Raw genomic sequence first — 562 nt, forward strand, 5'->3', positions numbered from 1 at the left:
TCCCACTAACTCAAATTGGTAGCTATTGTCTTTTGCATCCAACGTTAGGGTGAAAATCTGCGTGTTCGTGCCAACAATCACCGCTTCATAGGTGCTTACACCGTCGGCTTCAGAGACCAGTCTTAGTTCCACATCTTGACCATTTGACTGCAAACCAGCGACCGCGCCAGCTAAGTCAGAAACGTGATAACTGACGATTTCATCAGCGCCAGCAACAACGTTAAAGTGTCCATCTAACACTCGTAAGCCAGAAGTATCAGAGCCAGCAGGTAAATCATCTTCGTCAATCGTCAACTGGCTACTGTTATCCACCCCAGTGATAGACGGCACATCATCAACAACGGTGATTGGCAAACTAATCGTGTTCGACACATCACCATCAAAATCCGTGGCATTCACAGGGAAATCAATCACTAGCTCGTTTTCACCATTGCCATTTGGATGGTCTAGCTGAGCAAATAATTCAAATTGATACCTATCTTCTCCAGCATTTAACGTAAGTTTAAACACGATATCGGTAGTGCCTTGCACGTACGCACGGTACTCAATCACGCCATTCGCG

1 protein-coding gene is annotated in these 562 nt (G+C 45.7%); it reads right to left on the reverse strand.

Annotated features, from left to right (window positions below; genetic code table 11):
• A partial coding sequence (locus tag R8N49_RS29400; protein WP_318190732.1) for a DUF5801 repeats-in-toxin domain-containing protein occupies positions 1-562 on the reverse strand: 562 nt, incomplete at both ends.

The sequence above is a fragment of the Vibrio sp. 1978 genome, from assembly GCF_033344345.1.